At 36.2% G+C, this 20,977-nt stretch carries 23 protein-coding genes, 1 riboswitch and 1 other annotated feature; of the genes, 14 read left to right on the forward strand and 9 right to left on the reverse strand.

Features of this window, described 5'->3' with window-relative positions; all coding sequences use genetic code 11:
• The first annotated feature begins 152 nt into the window (after positions 1-152).
• A complete protein-coding gene (locus tag LMD38_RS06440; RefSeq protein WP_011040649.1) occupies positions 153-713 on the forward strand; it encodes a DUF2062 domain-containing protein in 561 nt (186 codons plus the stop codon).
• A gap of 58 nt (positions 714-771) precedes the next feature.
• Complete coding sequence (locus LMD38_RS06445; RefSeq protein WP_016718441.1) at positions 772-969, forward strand: hypothetical protein; 198 nt, start codon at positions 772-774, stop codon at positions 967-969.
• Between the two features lie 24 nt (positions 970-993).
• Here the strand turns inward: LMD38_RS06445 and LMD38_RS06450 are convergent, their stop codons facing one another.
• Entirely contained in the window at positions 994-1,440 is a 447-nt protein-coding gene (locus tag LMD38_RS06450; protein ID WP_000445817.1) for a MarR family winged helix-turn-helix transcriptional regulator, read from the reverse strand.
• Between the two features lie 72 nt (positions 1,441-1,512).
• Positions 1,513-2,292: a GDSL-type esterase/lipase family protein gene (locus tag LMD38_RS06455; RefSeq protein ID WP_000755837.1), complete on the reverse strand. Its 780-nt coding sequence runs from the start codon at positions 2,290-2,292 to the stop codon at positions 1,513-1,515.
• Between the two features lie 374 nt (positions 2,293-2,666).
• Here LMD38_RS06455 and cpdB point away from each other — a divergent pair, with 374 nt between their 5' ends.
• The gene (gene cpdB, locus LMD38_RS06460; RefSeq protein ID WP_228920356.1) at positions 2,667-4,988 is read left to right on the forward strand and encodes a bifunctional 2',3'-cyclic-nucleotide 2'-phosphodiesterase/3'-nucleotidase; all 2,322 of its coding nucleotides are present in this window, start codon (positions 2,667-2,669) and stop codon (positions 4,986-4,988) included.
• Between the two features lie 49 nt (positions 4,989-5,037).
• Here cpdB and nhaC read toward each other — a convergent pair whose 3' ends face one another.
• Complete coding sequence (gene nhaC / locus LMD38_RS06465; RefSeq protein WP_000253747.1) at positions 5,038-6,411, reverse strand: Na+/H+ antiporter NhaC; 1,374 nt, start codon at positions 6,409-6,411, stop codon at positions 5,038-5,040.
• A gap of 277 nt (positions 6,412-6,688) precedes the next feature.
• Positions 6,689-6,909 (reverse strand) — a binding site (T-box leader).
• 141 nt (positions 6,910-7,050) lie between these two features.
• On the opposite strand from nhaC, the gene LMD38_RS06470 reads away from it, so the two are divergent.
• The 8 genes from LMD38_RS06470 (at position 7,051) to LMD38_RS06505 (ending at position 13,812) form a co-directional block, all read left to right on the forward strand.
• Positions 7,051-7,407 (forward strand): hypothetical protein, encoded by a 357-nt coding sequence (locus LMD38_RS06470; RefSeq protein ID WP_061183942.1) that lies wholly within the window; start codon positions 7,051-7,053, stop codon positions 7,405-7,407.
• Positions 7,408-7,625: 218 nt separating this feature from the next.
• A complete protein-coding gene (gene bioA, locus LMD38_RS06475; protein ID WP_407654682.1) occupies positions 7,626-8,918 on the forward strand; it encodes an adenosylmethionine--8-amino-7-oxononanoate transaminase in 1,293 nt (430 codons plus the stop codon).
• Positions 8,918-9,646 carry an ATP-dependent dethiobiotin synthetase BioD gene (gene bioD, locus LMD38_RS06480; protein WP_016718437.1) on the forward strand — a complete coding sequence of 243 codons (729 nt, stop codon included), beginning with the start codon at positions 8,918-8,920 and terminating at the stop codon, positions 9,644-9,646. Before bioA ends, bioD begins: the two co-directional genes overlap by 1 nt.
• A complete protein-coding gene (gene bioF, locus LMD38_RS06485; RefSeq protein ID WP_061183932.1) occupies positions 9,612-10,799 on the forward strand; it encodes an 8-amino-7-oxononanoate synthase in 1,188 nt (395 codons plus the stop codon). The genes bioD and bioF overlap by 35 nt, the downstream gene beginning before the upstream one ends.
• A complete protein-coding gene (locus LMD38_RS06490) occupies positions 10,796-11,536 on the forward strand; it encodes an alpha/beta fold hydrolase (protein ID WP_016718436.1) in 741 nt (246 codons plus the stop codon). Before bioF ends, LMD38_RS06490 begins: the two co-directional genes overlap by 4 nt.
• Positions 11,502-12,311 (forward strand): malonyl-ACP O-methyltransferase BioC, encoded by an 810-nt coding sequence (gene bioC / locus LMD38_RS06495; RefSeq protein ID WP_016718435.1) that lies wholly within the window; start codon positions 11,502-11,504, stop codon positions 12,309-12,311. Before LMD38_RS06490 ends, bioC begins: the two co-directional genes overlap by 35 nt.
• A gap of 1 nt (position 12,312) precedes the next feature.
• Positions 12,313-13,311, forward strand: coding sequence for a biotin synthase (gene bioB / locus LMD38_RS06500; protein ID WP_000815866.1), 999 nt, complete (start codon positions 12,313-12,315; stop codon positions 13,309-13,311).
• A 180-nt stretch (positions 13,312-13,491) separates the two neighbouring features.
• The gene (locus LMD38_RS06505) at positions 13,492-13,812 is read left to right on the forward strand and encodes a hypothetical protein (RefSeq protein ID WP_000549778.1); all 321 of its coding nucleotides are present in this window, start codon (positions 13,492-13,494) and stop codon (positions 13,810-13,812) included.
• Between the two features lie 30 nt (positions 13,813-13,842).
• Here LMD38_RS06505 and ribH read toward each other — a convergent pair whose 3' ends face one another.
• From ribH to LMD38_RS06530, 5 genes are all read right to left on the reverse strand, one after another.
• Positions 13,843-14,304, reverse strand: a complete 462-nt coding sequence (ribH, locus tag LMD38_RS06510; RefSeq protein ID WP_000230889.1) for a 6,7-dimethyl-8-ribityllumazine synthase — start codon at positions 14,302-14,304, stop codon at positions 13,843-13,845.
• 18 nt (positions 14,305-14,322) lie between these two features.
• Entirely contained in the window at positions 14,323-15,516 is a 1,194-nt protein-coding gene (gene ribBA, locus LMD38_RS06515) for a bifunctional 3,4-dihydroxy-2-butanone 4-phosphate synthase/GTP cyclohydrolase II (protein ID WP_061183929.1), read from the reverse strand.
• A 12-nt stretch (positions 15,517-15,528) separates the two neighbouring features.
• On the reverse strand, positions 15,529-16,173 hold the full coding sequence (ribE, locus tag LMD38_RS06520; RefSeq protein ID WP_000493918.1) for a riboflavin synthase subunit alpha: 645 nt from the start codon (positions 16,171-16,173) through the stop codon (positions 15,529-15,531).
• A complete protein-coding gene (gene ribD, locus LMD38_RS06525; RefSeq protein WP_000131996.1) occupies positions 16,155-17,267 on the reverse strand; it encodes a bifunctional diaminohydroxyphosphoribosylaminopyrimidine deaminase/5-amino-6-(5-phosphoribosylamino)uracil reductase RibD in 1,113 nt (370 codons plus the stop codon). Before ribD ends, ribE begins: the two co-directional genes overlap by 19 nt.
• A gap of 308 nt (positions 17,268-17,575) precedes the next feature.
• Positions 17,576-17,719: riboswitch (FMN riboswitch) on the reverse strand.
• A 190-nt stretch (positions 17,720-17,909) separates the two neighbouring features.
• Positions 17,910-18,116, reverse strand: a complete 207-nt coding sequence (locus tag LMD38_RS06530; RefSeq protein WP_001151582.1) for a CDGSH iron-sulfur domain-containing protein — start codon at positions 18,114-18,116, stop codon at positions 17,910-17,912.
• A gap of 139 nt (positions 18,117-18,255) precedes the next feature.
• Here LMD38_RS06530 and LMD38_RS06535 point away from each other — a divergent pair, with 139 nt between their 5' ends.
• The gene (locus tag LMD38_RS06535; RefSeq protein WP_000360809.1) at positions 18,256-18,501 is read left to right on the forward strand and encodes a YqkC family protein; all 246 of its coding nucleotides are present in this window, start codon (positions 18,256-18,258) and stop codon (positions 18,499-18,501) included.
• A gap of 10 nt (positions 18,502-18,511) precedes the next feature.
• Here the strand turns inward: LMD38_RS06535 and LMD38_RS06540 are convergent, their stop codons facing one another.
• Positions 18,512-19,435: an alpha/beta hydrolase gene (locus LMD38_RS06540; protein ID WP_062821979.1), complete on the reverse strand. Its 924-nt coding sequence runs from the start codon at positions 19,433-19,435 to the stop codon at positions 18,512-18,514.
• 81 nt (positions 19,436-19,516) lie between these two features.
• Between LMD38_RS06540 and LMD38_RS06545 the strand changes: the two genes are divergently transcribed.
• Together LMD38_RS06545 and LMD38_RS06550 are read left to right on the forward strand one after the other, a co-directional pair.
• On the forward strand, positions 19,517-19,996 hold the full coding sequence (locus LMD38_RS06545) for a GNAT family N-acetyltransferase (protein WP_016718431.1): 480 nt from the start codon (positions 19,517-19,519) through the stop codon (positions 19,994-19,996).
• Positions 19,997-20,098: 102 nt separating this feature from the next.
• The gene (locus tag LMD38_RS06550; RefSeq protein WP_062821978.1) at positions 20,099-20,962 is read left to right on the forward strand and encodes a LacI family DNA-binding transcriptional regulator; all 864 of its coding nucleotides are present in this window, start codon (positions 20,099-20,101) and stop codon (positions 20,960-20,962) included.
• Positions 20,963-20,977 lie beyond the last annotated feature (15 nt).

Raw genomic sequence — 20,977 nt, forward strand, 5'->3', positions numbered from 1 at the left:
ATATAAATAACTGGAGGTGTGCTTTTTTATATTGAAATGTCGTATGTATATTTGGTTAACCATCTTTATATCATTTATAATAAAAAGAGTAAACTAAATTTGTTTTTCATATCATGTAAGGACATACTAGATAAAAAAATATAGTTAAAGAGATGATGAATTTGAAAACAACTAAGAAAACATATTCGTTTTTTCAGCGGATGTGGAGAATATTAAAGTTTCAATATTATAAGTTGCTTCGATCACCAGAAGGAGCGAAGAAAGTATCGTTAGGTTTTGCGATTGGTTTTGGTTTAGAGATGTTGGTTATATATACAGCATCGCTCGTCTATTTAATATTTTATCCAATCGTCAGGTTAGCAAAGGGATCTTTTCCTGCTGCGGTGATTGGCAATATTATCGGGAAAATATCATTTTTACCGGTATTTTTATTTCCATTTGCTTATGCGTTAGGAAAAATGATTTATCCATTTCATGTGAAAAAAATACATCATGAACCCTTTACAATATCTGACTTGTTTTCGAGTCATATTTTTACGATATTAAAGGGGTTATTACAAAGTGAAGTGTATGTATTAATTGGAATGACGATTTTAGGAGTTGTGTTTGGGGTAATTTCATATTTTGTTGTGCATTATTTGTATGAAAAGAACCGTAAGTTACGTTTGAAGAATAGAAAGAAAAAAGTGAGAGAACCACTTGTACAAATATAAAGAATGGCACATTCATTTTCTCCTTTGAATATGTTTAAGAAAAAGGGGGAGAGAATGAATGTATTATTACTATGTACCTCAAGTATACCCATATACAAATTATTATCCAGTAAATGATATGAGGCAGCAAGTTGGAGTGTATCAACAGCAACAATTTCAGCAAATAGCACAACAACAGCCTACGCAAGAACATAAACCGTATTTAACGACATGGCCATATTCAAATGTATATTATGGTAATTATTACGAATCATAAAGCTGCTTCTATTTAGAAGCAGCTTTATGCGTTTGTTTTCAAAATTAAATTTTGAATGGTTTGAAGAGAGTGAATGAGTTTTTCACGTTCTTCCTCAGATAACGTTTGGAAATTTTCTTTTAATTTGTCTAAAATGAATTGTTGATACTGATTTACTAACAATTTCCCTTCAGCTGTCAGGGAAATTAAAATGACCCGTCGATCTTTTTCGCTATAATGACGCTCTATTAGTTCTTCTTGGATCAGTTTGTTTAATAGAGGTGTCATGTTAGGCCGTGAAATCGCTAGCCGCTTGCCGATTTCGGAAACTGCTAATGTGCCATTTTCATGCAGAAGCAGTAATACTTGTGTATGTGATGGCGGCATATGTCTTTGAGAAGAAAATTCTCCAGGAAGCATAAATTTGCGATAAAAAAGAGGCACTAGCGAAAGAAGATGATCAACAATACGTTCCCACTCGCGTGATTCCATATAAAGGCCCCCTTCCACTCTCATTGTAACAAAAAAGACATGTTATAAAAATAGAATTGTTTCATATGAATTTTAATATTTGTAGGCCAACACTTTTTTTGTAAAGGAATCGGCAATAATCGAATAGCCTTTATCGTTAGGGTGTACTTGGTCAAAGAGTAATTCTTTCTTATCATTTGATATTAATTTGCGAATTGGTAAAACGATAGATGGTTGATTTGCTTTTGCAATGGAATAAACAGATTCATTCCAGCCATCTAAAAACATATCTGCATAACTTGCGATGGAGTCATCGAGTTGTAACGGGTTATAGAGTTCAGAAAGAATGAGTAAAGCATCCGGATTTTGATCTCGGACTGTCTTTACAATATTTTTTACATCCGCTTCAAAATGAGCTTTTTCTTTATTTAACATTTTAATACCGTCTATAACACCGACATCACGATTTAAGCGAAACAAATTATTTCCCCCAATATTAATTGTAATAATATTGGCTGCTCTAATTTTTTGCTTTACATCTTCTGATTCAACCTTTTTAGCGAGACGATCTGTTGTAAGACCGTTTATCCCAAGGTTTTCTACAGTAATTGGTTTATGAATTTGTGCTTCTATTTGTTTAGAGGCTAATTCAGCAAATCCACCTTGTGTCGATCCATATCCTTTGGCGAGCGAATCACCTAGTACGAGATGATAGAAGGAATCGTTTGTTTGCTTATCAATCCAACTTGGAGTAGATGTTTTTTCTGTTTTTTCTTCGGGTTCATTTTGTTTTGTCTCATCGTTCTTTTCAAAATAAGAATAAGAAATGATTAGAAGGAGGAGACAAACAATTGTTAAGATGACTTTTTTCATAAATTCATCCTCCTTGTAATTGGTAATTGTATCATATTCAGCAGTATTAACAATGTAAGGGCATATTATATGTTTATGAAAAGTTTACAATAACTTTACAGAAAATTTGTAGAAGTATGTCAAAAAATATTGACGATATGAAAGTACATTATATATGATAATGTCAGATAAGGTGAAATTTTAATTAGTAGGGCTTTATTTCCCGATGAGTAAAATCTCACCAATCGAGCGTTTAAGAGGACTACTCATTAACGCAGGATGAAATGAAAATCTTATCTCCAATAGAAGAAAAAAGGTATGTAATTAGAGATGGATTCATTTCATTATTTTTGGTAATTGTATAAGGGGGATTTTTTGTGAAAAAGTCAAAAAAAATGCTAGCTGGAGCAACTCTTGCTATTGGTGTTATAGCGCCGCAAGTATTGCCAGCAGCAGCTCATGCGGATGAGCAAACTGGGGAGAGTACGGTTAACTTACGAATTCTAGAAACATCAGATATTCACGTTAACTTAATGAATTACGATTATTATCAAACGAAAACCGATAATAAAGTAGGTCTCGTGCAAACTGCAACACTTGTGAATAAAGCACGTGAAGAAGCGAAAAACTCTGTCCTGTTTGATGATGGGGATGCATTACAAGGGACACCGCTTGGAGATTATGTAGCGAATAAAATAAATGATCCGAAGAAGCCTGTGGATCCTAGTTATACGCACCCATTATATCGTTTAATGAATTTAATGAAGTATGACGTCATCTCTCTTGGGAATCATGAATTTAACTACGGTTTAGATTATTTAAACAAAGTAATTAGTAAAACAGAATTCCCGGTTATTAACTCGAACGTCTATAAAGATGATAAAGATAATAATGAAGAGAATGATCAAAATTACTTTAAACCATATCATGTTTTTGAAAAAGAAGTAGAAGATGAATCAGGTCAAAAACAAAAAGTGAAAATTGGCGTAATGGGATTTGTTCCACCTCAAGTTATGAACTGGGATAAAGCAAATCTAGAAGGAAAAGTGAAAGCAAAAGATATAGTTGAAACAGCGAAAAAAATGGTGCCAAAAATGAAAGCAGAAGGTGCCGATGTTATCGTTGCACTAGCGCATTCAGGTGTTGATAAGAGTGGATACAACGTTGGCATGGAAAACGCATCGTATTATTTAACAGAAGTTCCTGGTGTAGATGCAGTATTAATGGGACATTCACATACGGAAGTGAAGGACGTATTTAATGGTGTTCCAGTTGTAATGCCTGGTGTCTTTGGAAGTAACTTAGGTATTATTGATATGCAATTGAAAAAAGTAAATGGAAAATGGGAAGTACAAAAAGAGCAATCGAAGCCGCAACTTCGTCCGATTGCTGATAGTAAAGGAAACCCACTCGTACAATCTGATCAAAATTTAGTTAATGAAATTAAAGATGATCATCAAGCGACAATTGATTATGTGAATACTGCTGTAGGAAAAACGACAGCGCCAATTAATAGTTATTTCTCATTAGTACAGGATGATCCTTCTGTACAACTTGTGACAAATGCACAAAAATGGTATGTAGAAGAGGAATTTAAAAAACCAGAGTACGAAAAATATAAAGGAATTCCAGTTTTATCTGCGGGTGCACCATTTAAAGCAGGTGGCCGAAACGGTGCTACATATTATACGGACATTCCAGCTGGAACGTTAGCGATTAAAAACGTGGCAGATTTATATGTATATCCAAATACGTTATATGCTGTAAAAGTAAATGGGGCACAAGTGAAAGAATGGCTTGAAATGTCTGCAGGTCAGTTTAATCAAATTGATCCAAAGAAAACAGAAGAACAGCCGTTAGTAAATATAGGTTATCCTACATATAACTTCGATATTTTAGATGGCTTAAAATACGAAATTGATGTAACACAACCGGGGAAATACGATAAAGATGGAAAAGTTGTAAATGCAAATACGAACCGTATTGTAAATATGACATATGAAGGGAAGCCAGTAGCTGACAATCAAGAATTCATCGTCGCTACAAATAACTATCGCGGAAGCAGCCAAACGTTCCCGGGTGTAAGCAAAGGGGAGGTTGTATACCAATCACAAGATGAAACGCGTCAAATCATTGTGAAGTATATGCAAGAAACGCCAGTTATTGATCCAGCAGCAGATAAAAATTGGACGTTTAAACCGATTGTTGCCGATAAATTACATACAACATTCGATTCTTCACCAAATGCACAAAAGTATATAAAGAAAGATGGAAAAATATCATATGTTGGACCATCTGAAAATGAATTTGCTAAATATGCAATTGATATAACGAAGAAGAACGATGATGATAAAGAAACTGGTGGAGAGAATCCAACAACACCGCCAACAGGTGAAGGAAATAATGGAGAAAATCCAACGACACCACCAACAAGTGAAGGAAATAATGGAGAAAATCCAACAACACCACCAACAGGTAAAGGAAATAATGGAGAAAATCCAACGACACCACCAACAGATGAAGGTAATAATACAGGATCTGGACAAACTACAACGGATAATCAAAACGCAAAAGAAACAACAACTGTAAGTGAAAAGAAAGAAGAACGTGATTTACCGAAAACAGGTACAAGTGTTGTTTCTACAATTGGAGCAGGTTTGGCGTTTGTTGGAGCAGGATTCCTTCTGTTATTTAGAAGAAAGAAAGCAAATAGATAGTGGAGAAATATAAAAAGGATTACCGATTCAGGTAATCCTTTTTAATATATTATGAAAGTGTTACAGCTTTTTCCTTCTTCCATGAAAGGCCAAATCCAGTAAAGCCGACGATGATTGTTACAACTGGACAAGCTAAGCAGAAGATTGCGAATGGAACGTAATCAAAAGTTGGAACGCCAAGGACGTTCGATAAGAACACGCCACTTACTCCCCATGGTACGAGCGGGTTAATAACTGTACCTGCATCTTCTAATACACGTGATAAATTACGACGTTCTAAACCGACTTCATCATATTTATTAGCGAATGCTTGTCCTGTTAAAACGATAGATAAGTACTGCTCCCCAAGTAAGAAGTTCACACCGATTGCAGTTGAAGCAGTAGAAATAATTAAGCGTGTGCTAGTTTTTACGAAGCTAGAGATGATATTCATTAGCTGCGTAATAATACCCATTCCTTGTAATAATCCTCCCATACAAAGAGCTAGGAAAATAAGAGCGATTGACATCATCATACTTTGCAGGCCACCGCGAGATAATAAGCTATCAATATCTTTCATACCAGTTTTAGAAACGTAACCGTCTTGCATAATTTTCATTAAATCAGTTAAAGAAGTACTAGGTTTAAATATAAAGAGGATAATGATCCCTACTATAATTCCAGCAAGTAATGTTGGAACTGCTGGAACTTTTTTAAATGCGAATAGGAACAGTAATAAAATTGGAATAAGTGTAAAGATAGAAATCGTTGCATTTTTCTCTAATGCGCTAATGAAGTTTGTGAAGTCAACGTCTCCACTAGTACCGCTTCCTAAAATGAAAAATGCGATAAAAGCAATAATGAAAGCTGGAACTGTTGTCCAAAGCATGTTACGAATATGCTCAAATAAATCTACACCCGTTACAGCTGGCGCTAGGTTTGTTGTATCAGATAAAGGAGACATTTTATCCCCAAAGAATGCACCAGAAATAATTGCACCAGCGATTAGAGCAGGATCGTATCCGAGAGCACTACCCATGCCCATAAAGGCAAGTCCTACAGTTGCGGCAGTTGTAAAGGCACTACCGATACTTGTTCCAACAATTGCACAAACAACAAAAACAGTTGGAATGAAAATTTTTGGAGATACAAGCTGGAAGCCGTATACCATTAAAGTTGGAATTGTTCCAGCAGCGATCCAAACACTAATTAATACGCCTACAAGTAAGAATATAAAAATAGATGGAATACCAGCTGAAATACTACTTATCATTCCTTTTTCCATCGTAGACCAATCAATTTTTTTCATAAATCCAAATGCTAATAAAAGAACGATACCAAATAAAATTGGGATGTGTGGTGAAACTTCTAATTTGATAACACTAAAGCCAATGCAGAAAAAGATAAATACTGTTAAAAGAACAGATTCAATTTTTGAAACCATTGTTTTCCCCTCCTAAGTAATCTAAAATAGCTCTTTTTTATATAAAATTCGCCAATATTGTTTATTTCCTTCTAAATTTTAGAATTTTGTGACAAATTACCGGTAATTGTTGTTTCTTTAATATGATACGGAAATGATTGGATAAAAAAACGTCCCTGCATATAATTATGCAGGGACGAAGAAATCGCGGTACCACCCTAGCTTGTGAAATGAATGTATCACAAAATAAAGGGTCGTATGATATGCGCTAATAAAATAAAAACGCCCCTGCAACATATGCAGGGACGAAAAATTCGCGGTACCACCCTAAATTGTGAAACAGTGTCGTTTCACCACTCTTTAGATATAACGGTCTATAACCGTCTTTCACTACTCCTTACGTTTCGCAAAAGAAGCTCCAGGGGGTAATTCATAATTCGCTCTGTACTGGTTCGCACCGACCACCAGCTCTCTGAAAGCAGAAATCGAAATACTACTAAATCCTATCAATGCCGATTCATATGATGTTAGTTAAATTTTTATCATATATTCGTCTCACATGTCAATAAAAATATTCAATGATTTTTTAGGGGAATAAAGGAGAACGATTTTAATCCTGGGAAAATGTGCGTTATAATGAATTTGAAAGGGGAGGAAAGAGTGAAGAAAAAAATAATTCTTTTTACCACTTTACTAGTCATTGGCGGAAGTGCTGGCATTTACACAGCTTTTGCAGCTGAATCAGAGCAGGCGAAGCAAAAGCAAATACAGCAGTTAGAAGTGAAGAAAGCGAAAGAAGCTGAAGAGAAGAAGTCGATGGAGAAAGCAGCTACGAAACTAGGGGTTTCTACTGATGGAAAAACAAAAGAAGAAATTACGAAAGAAGTAAATAAGGCTAGATTTGAGAAGCGCCATGATCTATTGATTGAACATGCAAAACAACTTGGAATTGAAACAGAAGGAAAAAAAGATGAAGAGATTATTTTAGAAATCGGAAAGATACAACATGGAAAGTAGAACAACTTATCGTATGATAAGTTGTTCTTTTTTAAGAACTACTTGATTTAAAAATAATTGACAGTCATTTAGTTTTAATGTTAACTATATTTATAAACTAGTTAACATTAGGGGTGACAATTGTGACTTTTAGTAAGAGTACGACTGACAAACCATCATATACATATGAAGAGTTATCGGAGAAAAATAAGGCCTATGTATGGCATCCGTTTACACAAATGAAGGATTATTTAGAAGAAGATCCTGTCATTATTGAACGGGGAGAGGGAAGAAAGCTATACGATGTAAATGGAAATGAATATTGGGACGGTGTTTCGTCTATTTGGTTAAATGTTCATGGACATCAAGTGCCAGAACTAGATGAGGCAATTCGTGAGCAATTAAATAAAATTTCCCATTCTACTATGTTAGGGCTTGCTAACGTTCCATCTATTTTATTAGCCGAAAAAATAATTGAAGTTGTACCAGAAGGTTTGAAGAAAGTGTTTTATTCAGACTCCGGTTCTAGCGCTGTTGAAATTGCAATTAAGATGGCCTTTCAATATTGGCAGCATAAAGGAAAACCGAAGAAACAAAGATTTGTTACATTAAAAGAAGCGTATCATGGTGACACAATTGGAGCTGTTTCAGTGGGAGCAATAGACTTGTTTCACCAAGTGTATAGTTCGCTTTTATTCGAAGCGATTAAAATGCCTTATCCATATACATATCGTTCTCCTTATGGAAATAATAAGGAGGAAATTGTAAAAAAGCATTTAGAAGAAATGGAAGAGCTGCTGAAAGATAAACATGAAGAGATTGCGGCGATTATTGTAGAACCTTTAATGCAAGGTGCTGGCGGTATGATTACAATGCCAAAAGGATACTTAAAAGGGCTACGTAATTTATGTACAAAATATAATGTTCTATTTATTACAGACGAGGTAGCGACTGGATTTGGGCGTACTGGAAAAATGTTTGCATGTGAACATGAAAATGTAACGCCGGATATTTTGACAGCCGGAAAAGGTTTAACGGGCGGATATTTACCAGTTGCAATTACTGTAACGACAGATGAAATTTATAATGCCTTTTTAGGAGGCTATGAAGAACAAAAAACATTTTTCCACGGACATAGTTATACAGGGAATCCATTAGGGTGTGCGGTAGCAATTGCGAATCTAGAACTATATGAAAAAACAAATTTAATAGAAGAGGTGGCACGTAAAACAGAATATGTGGCGACGCAATTAGAAGACCTCTTTGCATATAAACATGTAGGGGATATTCGTCAATGCGGGTTAATGGTTGGAATTGAACTTGTGAAGAATAAGGAAACGAAAGAAGCGTTTGAATGGACAGAGAGAGTCGGTGTTCAAGTATGTAAACGCTCAAGGGAGCTGGGTATGATTTTGCGCCCGCTCGGTAATACGATTGTATTTATGCCCCCTCTTGCTTCTACAATTGATGAGATTGATGATATGTTACGTATTTTGTATAAAGCAATCTCGGATGTTACGGAGGGAGAATAATGAGCGGTTTTTTTATAACAGCAACGGATACTGAAGTGGGGAAAACTGTTGTCGCCGGTGCATTAGCAGGTGTATTTAGAGAACTGGGATATAACATCGGGGTATATAAACCGTTGCAAAGTGGACATGTTGCATCAAATCCAGAGGGAGATGCAGCAAGGCTAAAAGCATTATCAGGTGTACCGACAAAAGAAGAGGAAATTTGCCCTTACTCTATTGAAGAGCCGCTTGCCCCGAGACTTGCCATGAAAAGAGCTGGAAGGACAGTAACGTTAAAAGACATTATTCATCACTATAATGAACGATTGAAAGATTTTAATAGTCTACTTGTAGAAGGAGCAGGTGGATTAGCTGTTCCATATACAGAGGACGCTTTAGTAATTGATTTCGCAAAAGAATTACAACTTCCACTTATTGTAGTAGCACGCCCTACATTAGGAACAGTAAATCATACAGTTTTAACGATCGCTTATGCAAAGGCATATGGTTTAACAGTAGCAGGTGTCATTTTATCTGGCTGCAAAGAATGCGAAATGGAAAGAGTGCAAGAAAATAAAGAAATGATTGAAGAGCTAAGTGGGGTACCAGTTTTAGGTTTATTACCATTCTTTGCAGGTGAGTTTACAAAAGAAGAAGTCTTGGAATCTGTTAAAGAATATATAATGATTTCAAAATTAGAGGAGCTTATCCGAAATGAATCAAACGTGGCGCACACATCTTCAATCTAAATTGCAACAATTACATGAGCGAGGGCAGTATCGTAATTTGCATGTAACAGAACAAGCAGAAGAGACATGGCTTATTCGAGATGAGAAAAGGATGCTAAATTTAGCGTCAAATAATTATTTAGGGTTAGCTGGAGATGAAAGGTTAAAAGAAGCTGCTATCGCATGTACAAGAAAATATGGAACTGGGGCGACAGCATCAAGGCTCGTGGTAGGGAACTATTCACTGTATGAAGAGGTTGAGAGAAGTATATGCGATTGGAAAGGCACTGAAAAAGCCTTAGTTGTGAATAGTGGATATACCGCAAATATTGGTGTGATCTCTTCATTAGTGAGTCGTCACGATATTGTGTTTAGTGACAAATTAAATCACGCAAGCATTGTTGATGGAATTATATTAAGTGGGGCAGAGCATAAAAGGTATCGTCATAATGATTTGGATCATTTAGAGAAGTTATTGAAAACAGCGTCACCTGAACAGCGGAAATTAATCGTAACAGATACTGTTTTTAGTATGGATGGTGATACTGCGTATGTAAGGGAGTTAGTAGAGCTGAAAGAGAAATACGGGGCAATTCTTATAGTTGATGAAGCACATGCGAGTGGAATATATGGAAGTGGCGGAGCTGGATTATCCCATATAGAAGAAGATCTTGCTCAAAGAATAGATATACATATGGGGACGTTTAGTAAGGCTTTAGGGTGTTATGGTGCGTATTTGACAGGCGATGCAATTTATATAGAGTATTTACACAATATGATGAGAAGTTTTATTTTTACTACTGCATTACCGCCAGGAACGTTAGGAGCGGTACAAAAAGCAATTGAAATTGTAAAAGAAGATAATGAAAGAAGAGAGAGACTTATAGAGAATGGAGCATATTTCAGAAACCATTTACGAGAAGCTGGTTTTGATATTGGAAATAGCTCAACTCACATTGTACCGATCGTAGTCGGTTCAAATGAAACAGCTTTACGGTTTAGTAAAAGGTTGCAACAGGTAGGGATTGCTGCAATTGCAATTCGTCCACCAACGGTTCCAGTTAATAGTTCACGGGTCCGTTTTGCAGTTACGTCCCAACATACAATAGCTGATTTGCAATGGGCTATTCACCATATTATACGCATTGGTAAAGAAGAGGGGTTTTTCGTATGAAAGAGCTAAAGATTATTTTTATTCCTGGGTGGGGAATGGAAGAAGGTGTTTGGACTTTAGTTCTGCCGTATTTTAAAGAGTATTCTGTTCAATGTATCAATTGGCGTAATGTGAAAGAACAAAGTGAATTTGCAGGTCGAGTAATAGATGTAGCAAAGGATGAAAATGTCATTTTAGTTGGATGGTCATTAGGGGCGTTAGCGGCAGTTCAAGCACATAAAAAGATTCAGACAAAAGGTATTGTACTAATTGGTGGTACTGCCAAATTTACAAATTCGAGCGACTATATGAGTGGATGGAATGCTTTGCATGTAGAGCGGCTGAAAAAGAATGTGGCGAGAAAGAAAGAAGATACGCTCAAGCGGTTTTATGAAAATATGTTTACAAAAGATGAACTGAAAGAGAATACGAGTTTTGAAGAGATTGCGCTGAATTTTAAAGGAGACTCGATTCAGTCATTACAATTAGGCTTAGATTATTTAATAGAAACAGATATGAGAAACGAATTAATAGATGTCAAAGTCCCGCTGTTACTTCTTCATGGAGAACAGGATGTGATATGTCCATTATCTGCAGCTCATAGTATGGCAGAGAATGCGAATGCTAAGTTAAAAGTAGTAAGTGAGGCTGGACATGCATTATGCGTAACGAATTTTGAATATTGCGCAAATGAAATCATTCAATTTGTAGAGGGGATACGACATGATCAACAAAACGTTACTACAAAAACGATTTAACGTGGCAGCTGTATCCTACGATCAATATGCAAATGTACAAAAAAAGATGGCGCATTCATTACTTTCTACATTGAATCGGCGATATAGTGCAAATTCATCGATACGTATTTTAGAACTTGGATGCGGGACAGGATATGTTACAGAGCAATTATCAAACTTATTTCCGAAAGCACAAATTACAGCTATTGATTTTGCCGAAAGTATGATTGCAGTTGCGAAAACTAGACAAAATGTAAACAATGTAACATTTTATTGTGAGGATATCGAAAGATTACGACTAGAAGAAACGTATGATGTCATTATTTCAAATGCCACATTTCAATGGCTAAATGATTTAAAACAAGTGATAACAAATTTATTTCGTCATTTATCTATAGAGGGGATATTACTCTTTTCAACATTTGGGCAGGAAACATTTCAAGAATTGCATGCTTCGTTCCAGCGGGCGAAAGAAGAAAAAAATATACAAAATGAAACATCGATTGGGCAACGTTTTTATTCGAAAAATCAGTTGCGCCATATATGTGAGATAGAAACAGGGGATGTACATGTTTCTGAAACGTGTTACATAGAGAGATTTACAGAAGTTAGGGAGTTTCTACATTCTATTCGTAAAGTAGGAGCGACCAATAGTAATGAAGAATCATATTGTCAAAGTCCCTCACTCTTTCGTGCGATGCTTCGCATATACGAAAGAGACTTCACGGGAAATGAAGGGATAATGGCAACGTATCATGCTTTATTTGTGCATATAAAAAAAGAGGGGAAGAGATGAAATGAAACAAGTACAAACAAAAAGGGATTGGAAAAAACTTGCATACGACGTAGTAGAAGAGAAAGTGATTACGAAAGAAGATGCAATAGCGATATTAGAGGCTGACGATACAGAGATTTTAGAAATTATGAATGCTGCGTATATCATTCGCCATCATCACTTTGGTAAGAAAGTAAAATTAAATATGATTATTAATACGAAGTCTGGATTATGCCCTGAAGATTGCGGATATTGTTCACAGTCTATTATTTCAGAAGCACCGATTGATAAATATGCATGGCTAACGCAGGAAAAGATTGTAGAAGGGGCACATGAAGCAATTCGTCGTAAAGCGGGTACATATTGTATTGTAGCATCTGGTCGTCGCCCGACAGATAAAGAGGTGAATCACGTAATTGGAGCAGTTAAGGAGATTCGTGAAACGACAGACTTGAAGATTTGTTGTTGTTTAGGGTTCTTAAACGAAGATCAAGCAGGACGTTTAGCCGAAGCGGGTGTACATCGTTATAATCACAACTTAAATACACATGCGAATAATTACGAAAGCATTTGCTCTACTCATACGTATGACGATCGTGTTGATACAGTTCAAAAAGCGAAACAAGCCGGTATTTCACCATGTTCTGGGGCGATCTTTGGAATGGGAGAGACAATAGAAGAGCGAGCTGAAATTGCATTCGAATTACAACGTATAGATGCAGATTCCATTCCATGTAATTTCCTTGTTGCTGTAAAGGGTACGCCGCTTGAAGGACAAAAAGAGTTAACACCAGTAGAATGTTTAAAAGTGCTGGCGATGATGCGCTTTGTAAACCCAACGAAAGAAATTCGTATTTCAGGAGGGCGTGAAATTAATTTACGTTCTGTACAGCCAATCGGTTTATTTGCAGCAAACTCTATTTTTGTTGGGGACTACTTAACGACAGCTGGACAAGAACCGACTGCAGACTGGGGTATGATTGAAGATTTAGGATTTGAGATTGAGGAATGTGCATTATAAGATAGAAAAAAGCAAACTTGTAAAAGAGTTTGCTTTTTTTGTAAATAAAATGTAATAAATAATTGTGAACGCTTGATACTATTGGCTTTTGAGCGAAAAAAAGAATTTTGGTGGACGAATTTTCCAAGCCCCAATTGTACATAGTAAATATGTAATTTACATTGGGTTGGAGGATTTTACATGCACAAATATATATTAGCGATTATGACTTGTCTCATTTTACTAAAAGCGATAAGTGCTGATCCAGTTAAGGCCGCCGAAAATCCTGAACAAAAAGAGATGCAACAACGAATTGAACAACATTTTCGAACGAAAGCTGAACATTTTGGATTGAAAACAGAAGGGAAAGATTTAAAGGAAGTACGAAAAGAAATTACTATTATAGAAGAAGCGAAGAAAAGAGAGAATGTATGGAGAACAGCACAAACGCTTCGTATACAAACAGAAGGAAAAACAATGGATGAATTAATAAAAGATGTACGGAAAAAAGTGAAGAAATAAAAAAGAGGCCGCAGCCTCTTTTTTATTTTTTTATGCCCATTGTTTTGATAAGTGAGCCATTTCAATTGCAGCAACGGCGGATTCATAGCCTTTATTACCAGCTTTCGTGCCTGCGCGTTCAATCGCTTGCTCAATTGTTTCAGTCGTTAATACACCGAAAATAACTGGGATGTCTGTTTGTAGTGATAAAGATGCAACACCTTTTGCTACTTCATTACAAACGTAATCGTAATGTGTTGTAGCACCACGAATGACAGTGCCTAACGTAATAACAGCATCATATTTCCCGCTATTCGCCATCTTTTTAGCGATTAAAGGAATTTCAAATGCACCAGGAACCCAAGCAACATCGATATCAGCTTCTTCTACACCGTGACGCTTTAATCCGTCTAAAGCACCACCAAGTAATTTACTTGTAATAAATTCATTAAAACGTCCAACAACAACTCCAACTTTTAATCCTGTACCAACTAAATGACCTTCGAATACCATAATAAATCTCTCCCTTAATTATAAGTTTAGTAAATGTCCTAATTTGTTTACTTTCGTTTGTAAATACGTTTTATTCTCTTCTTTTGCTGGCATTTGTAACGGTACACGCTCGATTACTTCTAAATCGTAACCTTGTAAGCCAGCAATTTTTCGAGGATTATTCGTTAATAACCGTAAATGTTGTAAACCTAAATCTTTTAATATTTGAGCGCCAATACCGTAATCACGCAGATCAGCAGGGAAGCCAAGCTTTTCGTTTGCTTCTACAGTATCGAAGCCTTCTTCTTGTAACTTATAAGCGCGAAGCTTATTAAGAAGCCCAATGCCTCGTCCTTCTTGTCTCATATAAAGAAGAACGCCCTTTCCTTCACGCTCAATTTGAGCAAGTGCAGCATGGAGTTGTGGTCCGCAATCGCAGCGGCACGAGCCAAATACATCTCCTGTTAAGCACTCTGAATGAACGCGTACAAGTACAGGCTCTCCTGTTGAAATATCACCTTTTACGAGTGCAATATGTTCTTTCGTATCTAATGAATTAGAATAGCCAATTGCATGGAAAGTACCGAAATCTGTAGGTAATGTAATTTCCACTTCTCGCGTCACTAATGTTTCATGGTGGCGACGATAAGCAATTAAATCTTCTATTGTAATCATTTTTATATCAAATTGTTTTGCGCACTGTAGTAAATCAGGTACGCGTGCCATCGTACCGTCCTCATTAATAATTTCGCAAATGACGCCAGCTGGTTTTGCTCCGCAAAGCTGTGCTAAATCGACAGCAGCTTCTGTGTGACCAGCACGGCGCAGGACACCACCTTCTTTCGCAATTAATGGAAAGATATGTCCAGGACGATTGAAATCAGCACCTTTTGATGCAGGATTTAACATTTCTCGTATCGTAGTTGCACGTTCGTGGGCACTAATCCCAGTTGTTGTAGAAACATGATCAATGCTCACTGTAAATGCAGTATGATGCGAATCTGTATTATGAGCTACCATTGGTTCCAATTGTAGACGTTCTGCGTATCCTTCTGTAATTGGTACACAAACGAGGCCGCGTCCATGTGTAATCATAAAGTTAATTGTTTCTGGCGTAATATACTCTGCTAAAGCGATAAAGTCGCCTTCATTTTCGCGGTTTTCATCATCACATACGATCACGACTTTTCCTTGTTTTAAATCTTCTAGAGCTTCTTCAATACGATGAAACATCATGCTTCCCCCTTATAGAAATCCGTTTTCTTGTAAAAAGCTTTCGGTCATTGAACCTGTTCGTTTTACTGGTTTAGAAATAAAGCGTTCGATATATTTACCAATCATGTCACACTCAATATTTACGATGTCACCGGCATTCTTTTCTCCGATAACAGATTCACTTACTGTGTGCGGGATGAGTGAAATGGTAATGGAAGATTCGTCTATATCAAATATTGTTAAACTCGTTCCATCAACAGCAACGGACCCTTTATGCAAACAATAGCGTAGCAATTCATCAGAAATAGCTATTTTGTAATAGACGGCATTATAGTGTTGTTTTTTGTTTAATATCGTTCCGATGCCATCGATATGTCCTGAAACGAAATGTCCACCGAATCGTCCGTTTGCAGCCATTGCACGCTCTAAATTTACTTTGCATTGCGGTTTAAGCATGCGAAGTGATGTTGATTGCATCGTTTCAGGCATTGCGTCTACTGTGAATGAAGTTGTTGTGAAACTCGTTACAGTCAAGCAAATACCGTTCACCGCGATGCTATCACCTAAGTGAACATCTGATAAAATTTTATTGGCATGAATCGTTAACTTCATCGCTTCGCCGCTTTGTTGCATGTTTGCAATCGTTCCTAATTCTTCTACAATTCCTGTAAACATTCCGTCACCTCACTTCGGGCATGCGCAACAATTTTTATATCATCGCCAATTTGTTTCATCTCTTGAATTTCCAAGGAAAGTGCATCTTGTAATGTTGAAAAACCATTGCCGCCAAATAAAGTAGGGGCATTTTTTCCACCAATTAATTTTGGACTTATATAAGTTACAATTTCATTGAAATACTTTGTTTGTAAGAAACTTGCATGAACTGTTTGACCACCTTCGACGAAAAGAGAAAGAATTTGTTTTTCGCCGAGTAGGTGTAAAACATCCTGTATTTCAATCTGTTTCGTTTTCATTTGGAATATAGCTATATTTTCAGATTCATAAGAAGCTATTTTCTTTTTATCTACACCATTACCGACAAAAATCCATGTCGGTGCTAAACCATCTGTTATGACATGAGAAGATGGTGGCGTTCGTAAATGGGTATCTAAAATAACGCGTATAGGATTTTGTCCCCCGTTAGGAATTCTTGTTGTTAAATGCGGATTATCAGCTATAACTGTATTCACTCCAACGAGAATCGCATCATGTGTATGGCGGTATTGGTGAACATCAGCTCGTGATTCTTCACCTGTAATCCACTTACTTTCACCGGTTACGGTTGCTGTTTTTCCATCCAAGCTCATTGCTGTTTTTATTGTTACAAATGGACGTTTCGTTTTCATGTAGTGAAAAAAGTAGCGATTTAATAAAATTGCTTCTGCTTCAAGAACACCAGTCGTTACTTCGATGCCAGCTTCTTCTAATTTCCTTTTTCCATTGCCAGAAACGAGCGGATTACAATCAAGAGTAGCAATTACAACCCGTTTGACTCCTTTTTTGATGAGCAATTCACAGCAAGGTGGTGTTTTTCCAAAATGGCTACAAGGTTCAAGTGTTACATAAACGGTAGCTCCTTTTGCTTTTTCGCCAGCCATATGAAGAGCATAGACTTCTGCGTGTTCTTCACCAGCACGCAAATGAGCTCCCATACCGACGATGTTTCCATCTTTTACAACAACAGCACCAACCATAGGATTTGGACTTGTTTGTCCGGATGTTCCTTCTGCTAACTGCAGGGCAATCCTCATATATTCTTGATCTGTCATTCTTTTCACCTCTCCTGAAAAAATCAAAAAACCCCAAGGATTTTATATCCTTGGGGTTTGGGAGACGTGATTTCTAGAAATATAGTTCGAATACGAAAGTATAGGAAAGAAACCTAACGATGATTGATATTTTGGCATAAGGAAAAAACCTAGCAAAATATCGAATTTTTCAAACGCTAGTCGTATCTTTTTATTCCAGTATAGAAACATAAGTATACAAAATAAAACATATATAAAGATTCAAAATGAAACTTAAAAATATGCATACTGAAATAAAAGTGTATTCGCTATATAAAATTACTAGAAAACATATCCTTCTCCCATCCAGACTATACTGTCGGCCCTAGAGTTTCACTAGATCCACCGTTTTCGAGTTGAAAACGGGTCACGGACTTAGAAGTTTGCACTTCATCACCGCCGGTTGGGAATTTCACCCGACCCCGAAGGATGCTGTTTGCTCAAATTATAGCACAAAAAAGAAAAAAGGCTAGTAAAAAATGTTCGAATGTGAAGAATTGTGTGAAAATATATGTATGCTGGCATGAGGACAGAAGTATTAGAAATGTTGTAAGGAGAAGGGATGTAATGGAGTTGATCAAAAGAAAAAACATGCACAAAAAAATGTGCATGTCACATGTGAAATTATTCTGCCTCTGGTGCTCTAACAACAGATTCAAATTTTCCTTTATGCGAAGCATCGCAATAAGGCATATTTTTTGATAAACCACAACGGCATAAAGAAAATGCCGGTTTTGCTGGGAATACATTCCCTTGTGAATCAACTAATTCCACGTCCCCTGTAACGCGAAAAGAGCCATTATCATTTACTTTAATTTGTACTTTAGCCAACGCTATCCCTCCTTCCCAAACGCTTAATTTCATCATATAATCAAGAGAAGTACTTGACAATATGAAAAGAGCACTTTCTTTGGAAGAGAAGAGAGTGTTATAATGTTTTTTATAACTGACTAGAGTAAGGTGACGAAAGATGGATAAACAATTACGTACATTACGAAATATTGCAAATGAGCGCACGTGGGCATCATTTTTGAATGATAATCATCCATATAGTTTGTTGCACTGGTCCATTGCTGGTGTAGGACAAGAGTCAAAGGATGTTTGGTTACTGCAAGATGAGGTAACATTTCAAACGACAGAATTTCCAACGTTAGATGATGCAATAAAGTGGATTTCTGAAAATATGGAACAAGTTACAGACGTTTTAGCGCAATAAAAAAACAGGCTTATGCAAGCCTGTTTTTTGTTTCTTTTACATATGAGTTTAAAAATTGATCAATGGCTGCTTCATACTCTTCTTTATTTTCGTTATAAGAGCAAGCGTGTGCGCCGTGTTCTGCAATATAAAGTTGTTTATTGTTTTCTTTTGCTTCATAGAGTGCTTTCGTCATATCAGCTAAAATATAATCATCATCTTTACTATGAATAAAGAGGACGGGATTGTTGATGTTTTTTATACAATCGATTGGTGAAACTTCACGAATCGTATAACCGTCACGCACTTTTAAGAAAGCATTTGCTAAAGGTAATAAAGGCCATTTCGGTAAATGGAATTCAACCTTTAAACGGTGCTGTAATTGTCCGTAGAAATCAGAGAAAGGACAATCTGCAATATAGAAGTCAGCACCATCTTCTACAAGTCCTGCGTACTGAAGAAGTGTTGCAGCGCCCATCGATTCACCATGAATACCGAGTGTTATATTTGTTCCAAAACGACCTTTTAGCCAGTCAACTACAGATTTTAAATCATGTTTTTCATAGTATCCATAGCTTGTTGTTTTTCCGCCAGTTTTACCATGACGACGATGATCATAAATAACGACATTATATCCTCTGTTTAAAAATAACCTTGCATATTTTACAGAGTTCATTTTATTTACAGTTACGCCGTGACAGAAAATCATAAACTTATTGGAATGACCAGCAGGAATGTAATATCCGTGAAGATCATATCCGAATTGCGAAGGAATATGAATTTCTTCTTTATGAAGAGCATCAAAATCCTCTATACGAAAATGTTTTTTCGTTTCTCTTTCGAGTATTTCTTCCTCTGTTTTTTTCTTTAAGTACATCACCTTATTTGTAAAGAAAATCCCAAGGGCAGTTATCGCACCTAGTATAGTAAACAATGCTGCAAAAAAACGTTTCATACTTTACCTCATCCTCCAAATACCGTTACATGTGATACACTTATATTGTATCACAAGGATAGAAAAGGGGAGAAATAGGAAATGGTGCATATACAAAAAATTACGCCAGCGATGAAAGAAACAATCCGAATGTTCATGTGTGAGAACTGGGGGAGTTCATTGATGGTTTCACGTGGTAAGGAGCATCAATTAGAAGAGTTGCCAGGATTTGTTGCGCTCTCAGAAGACAGAATAATCGGAATTATAACGTATGAATTGATTGGAAATATGTGCGAAATTGTATCGTTAGATAGCTTTGAAGAAAGAAAAGGAATAGGGACAAAACTTGTGGATTGTGTATTACGAGTTGCAGAAGAAGAACAGTGCAGGCAGGTTTGGCTTATAACAACAAATGATAATATGAATGCGTTACGTTTTTACCAAAAACGTAATTTTTTAATGACGAATTTATATGTAAATGCAGTTGAAGAGGCACGAAAAATAAAGAAAGAAATTCCTCGCATTGGGTATGATAATATCCCGATTTTACATGAAATTCAATTAGAATATAGTTTAGTGTAATGATGTAACAATTTTCAGAAATATAAGTTATTAACCTTGACGAATATTGTAATTTAGGTTACCGTAAAATTGTAATCTATTACCATATTAAGGGGTGACGATGTGGCAACTATACGTGATGTTGCAAAATTGGCAGGTGTTTCAGTCGCAACCGTTTCACGAGTTATAAATGAAAAAGGATACGTTCATGAGGACACAGTAAAACAAGTAAAGGAAGCAATTGAGGAATTACGTTATAGGCCAAATAGTGCAGCAAAGCCACTATTTAAAGAAAATTCAACGATAATTGCATTACTTGTAGATAATCTATATGACCCATCAAACATCACTTTGCTACATTGTATTGAGGAAATAGCGTATAAAGAAGGATATCAAATTATTGTTTGTAATATAGAGAATAAAGATAAATACATACATATGTTGAAGGGAAATAACGTTGCAGGTGTTATTTTGACAAGATCCGTTTTTAAAAGTATAGGAGAAATCCCACTTCCGTTTGTTGTGATTGATGAAAAAAAATCCCATGCAAATTATTATGAAAGTGGCCAAAGAGCGGTCTCTTTATTAAAAGAAAAAGGTTGTCACTTTCTTGCTTATTTCGGTGAGGGCGAAGATAGTGAAGAAATGGAAGAGTACATATCAGGATTTTTAGATACTGTTTGGGAGGAAGGAATCTCTTATCGAGAAGAATGTGTACAAGGGTATACGAATAAACAGTTTGTTACGTTATTGCAAAACAATCCGTATGTAGATGGAATTGTAACTTCAAGTGATAAGATTACTTTTGAGTTAATTCGAGCAGCAAAAAAATTAAATATCCGTATACCGGATAAAGTGAAAATTATTGGAATAAACGGGAGTATAGACAGTGAATGGGCAGGTCCGTCATTTATGCAAATGGAAAGTTGTAGCGAAGAAAATGGGAAAATAGCGTTGCAACAATTAAAGAGAAAAATAAAAAAGTAAAAGGTGCGTATAAAA

It is taken from the genome of Bacillus pacificus (assembly GCF_020861345.1).
In the GTDB taxonomy this organism is placed as follows: Bacteria; Bacillota; Bacilli; order Bacillales; family Bacillaceae_G; genus Bacillus_A; species Bacillus_A pacificus.

Excerpts from the sequence above, each read along its gene's own strand:
- bioB (WP_000815866.1), top strand. The coding sequence starts at position 12,313 with ATGAAACAAGTACAAACAAAAAGGGATTGGAAAAAACTTGCATACGAC.
- LMD38_RS06440 (WP_011040649.1), top strand. The coding sequence starts at position 153 with ATGATGAATTTGAAAACAACTAAGAAAACATATTCGTTTTTTCAGCGG.
- LMD38_RS06535 (WP_000360809.1), top strand. The coding sequence starts at position 18,256 with ATGGATAAACAATTACGTACATTACGAAATATTGCAAATGAGCGCACG.
- LMD38_RS06445 (WP_016718441.1), top strand. The coding sequence starts at position 772 with ATGTATTATTACTATGTACCTCAAGTATACCCATATACAAATTATTAT.
- LMD38_RS06540 (WP_062821979.1), bottom strand. The coding sequence starts at position 19,435 with ATGAAACGTTTTTTTGCAGCATTGTTTACTATACTAGGTGCGATAACT.
- bioF (WP_061183932.1), top strand. The coding sequence starts at position 9,612 with ATGAATCAAACGTGGCGCACACATCTTCAATCTAAATTGCAACAATTA.
- LMD38_RS06450 (WP_000445817.1), bottom strand. The coding sequence starts at position 1,440 with ATGGAATCACGCGAGTGGGAACGTATTGTTGATCATCTTCTTTCGCTA.
- nhaC (WP_000253747.1), bottom strand. The coding sequence starts at position 6,411 with ATGGTTTCAAAAATTGAATCTGTTCTTTTAACAGTATTTATCTTTTTC.
- ribD (WP_000131996.1), bottom strand. The coding sequence starts at position 17,267 with ATGACAGATCAAGAATATATGAGGATTGCCCTGCAGTTAGCAGAAGGA.
- LMD38_RS06455 (WP_000755837.1), bottom strand. The coding sequence starts at position 2,292 with ATGAAAAAAGTCATCTTAACAATTGTTTGTCTCCTCCTTCTAATCATT.
- bioA (WP_407654682.1), top strand. The coding sequence starts at position 7,626 with ATGAAGGATTATTTAGAAGAAGATCCTGTCATTATTGAACGGGGAGAG.
- bioC (WP_016718435.1), top strand. The coding sequence starts at position 11,502 with ATGATCAACAAAACGTTACTACAAAAACGATTTAACGTGGCAGCTGTA.
- cpdB (WP_228920356.1), top strand. The coding sequence starts at position 2,667 with ATGCTAGCTGGAGCAACTCTTGCTATTGGTGTTATAGCGCCGCAAGTA.
- bioD (WP_016718437.1), top strand. The coding sequence starts at position 8,918 with ATGAGCGGTTTTTTTATAACAGCAACGGATACTGAAGTGGGGAAAACT.
- LMD38_RS06545 (WP_016718431.1), top strand. The coding sequence starts at position 19,517 with ATGGTGCATATACAAAAAATTACGCCAGCGATGAAAGAAACAATCCGA.
- ribE (WP_000493918.1), bottom strand. The coding sequence starts at position 16,173 with ATGTTTACAGGAATTGTAGAAGAATTAGGAACGATTGCAAACATGCAA.
- ribBA (WP_061183929.1), bottom strand. The coding sequence starts at position 15,516 with ATGTTTCATCGTATTGAAGAAGCTCTAGAAGATTTAAAACAAGGAAAA.
- LMD38_RS06490 (WP_016718436.1), top strand. The coding sequence starts at position 10,796 with ATGAAAGAGCTAAAGATTATTTTTATTCCTGGGTGGGGAATGGAAGAA.
- LMD38_RS06505 (WP_000549778.1), top strand. The coding sequence starts at position 13,492 with ATGCACAAATATATATTAGCGATTATGACTTGTCTCATTTTACTAAAA.
- ribH (WP_000230889.1), bottom strand. The coding sequence starts at position 14,304 with ATGGTATTCGAAGGTCATTTAGTTGGTACAGGATTAAAAGTTGGAGTT.